Origin of the sequence: Bradyrhizobium sp. 31Argb, assembly GCF_043638955.1 — a bacterium.
Classification (GTDB): Bacteria; Pseudomonadota; Alphaproteobacteria; order Rhizobiales; family Xanthobacteraceae; genus Bradyrhizobium.
The window spans coordinates 1-5,038 of the sequence record NZ_JBEGDB010000418.1 but is presented as its reverse complement, the minus strand read 5'-3'; the positions used below and the strand labels follow the sequence as shown (position 1 = coordinate 5,038).

The 5,038-nt window shown below is 57.8% G+C and carries 2 protein-coding genes and 1 pseudogene; 2 read left to right on the top strand and 1 reads right to left on the bottom strand.

The window, feature by feature from the left end; all coding sequences use genetic code 11:
- Positions 1 to 266: 266 nt before the first annotated feature.
- Positions 267 to 896 carry a septation protein IspZ gene (locus AAFX91_RS38980; RefSeq protein WP_394570047.1) on the bottom strand — a complete coding sequence of 210 codons (630 nt, stop codon included), beginning with the start codon at positions 894 to 896 and terminating at the stop codon, positions 267 to 269.
- A 1,202-nt stretch (positions 897 to 2,098) separates the two neighbouring features.
- Between AAFX91_RS38980 and AAFX91_RS38975 the strand changes: the two genes are divergently transcribed.
- Positions 2,099 to 4,549 carry an arylsulfatase gene (locus tag AAFX91_RS38975; RefSeq protein ID WP_394570046.1) on the top strand — a complete coding sequence of 817 codons (2,451 nt, stop codon included), beginning with the start codon at positions 2,099 to 2,101 and terminating at the stop codon, positions 4,547 to 4,549.
- 164 nt (positions 4,550 to 4,713) lie between these two features.
- Positions 4,714 to 4,962: pseudogene (locus tag AAFX91_RS38970) on the top strand (IS110 family transposase); the annotation flags it as partial.
- Positions 4,963 to 5,038 lie beyond the last annotated feature (76 nt).

The window sequence follows — 5,038 nt, the reverse complement described above, 5'->3', positions numbered from 1 at the left end:
TCATGCGCTCCGTCTATCAAACGGAGCAGCCCCTTCCAACTAAGCACGTGGTCCCACAATCGGGGTCCATTTCAGTGCTCGCCTCCACCGCCGCTTGTGACCCTGGCTGTGTAAAAACGCGAAAGATCGAAACGCGATGAGAATTACATTCTTCAGTCCGCTCTTAAAATTGAGTGCGCTTGCGAGTTTAAGCGCTAACAGAGTCTTGGACGAACAACTTCTTCTATCCCCACAAGCGTCTTGGCCGTTTTCACACAGCCAAGACCCTAAGCCGACTTGACCGGCAACCATGGCTCGATAGGCACCCCGGTCGCAGCGAGCAGAACCTCACGTTTATCAGCAGGCATAGCGCGGATGCGCCGGATAGTCGTGAGCCGGATTGCAAGAAAGCCGCCGACAAAGATGGCTACCTTGCTAATGAGGCCGAAGATCGGCATGACCATCGCCCACGTCTGTACAGTGCATGCGATAGCCACCAATGCGTTGACGGCGGCGGACATGAACATCAGAGCGGCCCAAGAGTAACCTACGACGATAGCGACATCAGAGGAGACCGCCTTCGCAACAGCAGGTAGATAGCGAACCATCCAGCCCGCCTTGAGCATTACAATTCCTACAATCACGTAAATCACACTTGGCTTGAACAGCACGAAGCGCGGGTCATCCGTGACGATGGTCGCCGAACCCGCAGCGACGACAAGAAATAGGCTCAGCCACTCCATACTGTGGACAGGCCTTTGTCGAATGATCTGAATTACTATCTGGATTACGCCCAGAGCCGAGCCCAAGACAACGGACAAAGCCATATTCTGCGTCAAGAGATACAGCACAAGAAAGAAAATCGTAGAGGCAAGGTCGAGGAGAAGGAATTTGGCGGCTCTGAAAAAATCTCCCATCAGATCGCTCCTCCATTGGTTCGACTTTCTTCTGATACAATCAAAGGTTAGTTCTCGTCAAACTGGGCTATTGAGTAGGTTGTCAGCTAGTGGCCCGAATGCGAAGTCCGCGCGGGATCGGAAATCGTCTGCTTATCGGGGTAGATCGGAAGTGACTGGTCGACCTTCCAATCGGCGCTTTTGACCCATACCAGACTATCTGTCGGTACTGCCTCGTTAAGAATCTTGGACGTCCGACGCCTTGACCACTGTCGCGTTCACGACATGCGTTCCATCTAGCTCACGCACAATCCGTTCGTCTGAAGGAACGATGCCGAGATTGAACTCGCGATTGGAAGTAACGAGCGTCATTTTGCTTCCGACGATCACCAAAACTGTCACATCGTTCGCTTCCCCGGCCTCAGCCCATTTGCTTATTTGCGTACGAAGTGGCTCTTTATGCCAAGCATCTGGAGACCCAGGGTCGCATCGAATCTCTAGGCCATCCTCCGAATTTGTTAGGACAATTTTAGACTTGTTGGGTTTCCAGTGCAGCCCCAATCTCTCATCGATCAACCAGAGACAATTAAAAGTCCGACACTCCGCTGGCCGCTCGGCGTAACGATTACAGCCGCTTCCAATGTTGCAGTGCTGGCATCAAGACCCTGCTGGCTTCCCCAGTTCTTCGATTGCCATTATTTTGCAACAGAGGGTGCAGTCTCCGCATGCTCTCTGAGAGGCCGACGCCGCGGTCATGGCAGTCTCTATTCTCTCTGTCTTAACCAGAATGTCTAGCGATAGCACGGACGGATCATAGCTGCGAAGATCGGCTATTGGCTCCAAACAGAACAACGCTTAAACTGTTATCATGTCGGCTGTCAGTGGCAGACCGGACGCCGGTTCGTGCTCGCCTCCACCGCCGCTTGTGACCCTGGCTGTGCAAAAACGCGAAATATCGAAACGCGACGAGAATTACATTCTTCAGCTCGTTCTTTAAGTTCAGTGCCGTTGCGAGTTGGACGCATAGGAGGCTCTTGGACGAATAACTTGTTCTATGACGCATCAAGTGCTGAGCGTTTTCACACAGCCAAGACCCAAAGCGGGCATTCCGAGCATCTGACATGATTGGACTTTGCTTTTCGAAAGCGTAAGCTTGGGTAACTCTCGTTCCGTCAATGACCTGAAATCTTCGAGATGCAGTCGAGGAGAGCGAGGAGCCAGTCATGCGCAATCGAGTGACACTGTCAGCGGTAGCCGCTGTTGGCCTGGGCATCGCGGCGGCGACCGCACAAAGCCCGCTCCCCCCGGATGTGAAGACAAAAAACCCCGAGCCGGCTGGGCTCGGCGGCTACCCTGTGCTGCCCCCGCCGGAGGCGCCCTTCCTGGGCACCATCGGCCGAACAGCCAAGGACTCGACCCCCGACTTTCCCAAGGAAGTGAAGGCCCCGAAAGGTGCTCCGAACATCTTGCTCATCCTGACCGATGACGTCGGCTTTGGCGCCAGCAGCACGTTTGGCGGGCCGATACCGACCCCGACGCTCGATCGCCTGGCCACAAACGGGCTGCGCTACAACCAGTTCCACACCACTGCCGTTTGTTCGCCCACGCGTACCGCGCTGCTCACGGGGCGCAATCCACACACCTGTTCGACGGGCATCGTCATGGAGCTGGCCACCGGCTATCCAGGCTACGACAGCCTGATGCCCAAGAGCTGCGGGACGTTCGCCGAGGTCCTCAAGCAGAACGGCTGGAACACCGCCTGGTACGGCAAGAACCACAACGTTCCCGACTGGCACAACAGCCAGGCCGGGCCGTTCGACCTGTGGCCTACCGGCTTGGGCTTCGAGTATTTCTACGGCTTCTTCGGTGGGGACACCAACCAGTATTCGCCCGCTCTCTACGAGAACATCAAACCCATCGAGCCACCGCACGATCAAAAGGACTACTTCTTTGAAAAGGACCTGGCCGACCACTTCATCGACCGTCTCCGCACGCTACGGGCGGTCGCTCCGGAGAAACCCTGGGTAGCCTATTACGCCCCTGGCACCGCTCACGCCCCGCTCCATGCTCCCAAAGATTGGATCGCCAAGTTCAAAGGGAAGTTCGATGAGGGCTGGGACAAGCAGCGCGAGATCATCCTCGAGAACCAAAAGAGGCTGGGCATCGTCCCGGCGGACACCCAGCTCACGCCGCGGCCGGCGGCCATCCCCGCCTGGGACTCCTTCGATGCCGACCACCAGAAGGTCTTCGCCCACATGATGGAGGTTTACGCGGCCGCCCTTTCGTACGTTGATTACCAGGTCGGTCGCGTCCTCGACGCGATTGAACAGTCGGGTGACCTGGACAACACGCTGGCCATTTACATACAGGGCGATAATGGTGCCAGCGCCGAGGGGACCCCGCAGGGCCTGCTCAACGAGCTGACAATCCTGAACGGCATCCCCGAGGACTTCAAGGAGGTGCAGCGTCGAATGGACGAGTTGGGCGGCCCGATGGCGAACAACCACTACCCGGTCGGCTGGGCGCATGCAATGGACACGCCCTTCCAGTGGACCAAGCAGATCGCCAGCCACTTCGGCGGCACACGCAACGACCTCGTCATCTCCTGGCCGGCGCGCATTAAAGACAAGGGAGGTATCCGCTCGCAATTCTCCTCTGTGATCGATATCGCTCCCACCATCCTGGAGGCCGCCGGTATCCAATTTCCGTCCAGCATCAACGGCGTGGCCCAAAAGCCGGTCGAAGGCGGAAGCCTGGTTTACACGTTCGCCGACGCCAAGGCCGCCTCACGCCACAAGACGCAGTATTTTGAAGTGCTCGGCTTCCGCGGCATTTACCATGAAGGGTGGATGGCAAGCACTACACCGCCGATAGCTCCCTGGAACATGACGGGCAAGCTGCCTCCCGTCGATGAGTACAAATGGGAACTCTACCAACTGACCGACGACTTCTCGCAGGCGAAGGACCTCGCCGCAGAGAATCCGGCCAAGCTCCTGGAACTCAAGGAGCTTTTTTGGGGCGAGGCCGGCCGTTACAACGTGATGCCTCTGGACAACAGCCGCATCGAGCGCTTCGACGTGTCGATCCGTCCCAGCCTGATCAGCGGACGCAACGTCTTTACATATTATCCCGGCGTCATCCGCATCCCGGAAGGCAGTGCGCCGGACCTGAAGAACAAATCCTTCGAAATCCGTGCGGAGGTTGAAATTCCGGAGGCGGGAGCCGACGGCGTGCTACTCACGCAGGGCGGACGCTTCGGCGGCTACGGGCTTTACCTGCTGAACGGCAAGCTCGTCTATCACTACAACCTCGCGGGGATAGCCCGCTACAACGTTGTCTCGAAGGAGAAAGTACCGGCCGGCAAGCACACCTTGACCGCCAACTTCAACTACGACGGCGGCCTCGGCAAAGGCGGCGCTATCGTGCTGTCGGTGGACGGCAAGGCGGTGGCCGAGGGCCGGGTCGAACGCACGCTGCCAATGCGCGTCTCACTGGGCGAGACCTTCGACGTCGGGGAAGACGCGGGCACGCCAGTTAGCGAGGACTACCAGGTGCCCTTCAAATTCACGGGGACACTAAATAAGGTCGTCGTCACCATCGGCGAGTCCAAGCTCAGCGCCGAGGACCAGAAGGCCTATGACGAGGCCCAGACCGAATTTGCGCTGCAAGAGTAGGCGGACGGTTCGCAGTCGCTCCGCGCGCGACAATGGGGAGTAACGATCCCAATTGCTCCACTGCATGAGTCCGCTTCTGATGCTGTGGACGGCTCCTCCATCCGGCACGCGAGTGCCATGGATTTGGGAGCTGCTAGGGCTCCCACGATCTGGAGGAGCTATCCATGCAAACGATCACGACAATCGGACTGGACATCGCTAAGTCGGTTTTTCAGGTTCACGGGGTTGATGCTGGCGGTCAGGGGGTGATCCGCCGTCAGTTGAGGCGTCAGCACGTGCTGGCGTTCTTTGAGAGGTTGCCGCCATGCCTGGTTGGAATTGAGGCTTGCGCGTCATCCCACTATTGGTCCCGCGAGCTCCAGGCGTTGGGGCATACGGTGCGATTGATGCCTCCGGCCTATGTGAAGCCCTACGGTGCGCCCCGACGGCGCGTATTACCAGTGGAGGAAGGATCCACCCAGAGAGTTGTCGATTGATCTGGTAGCTGAC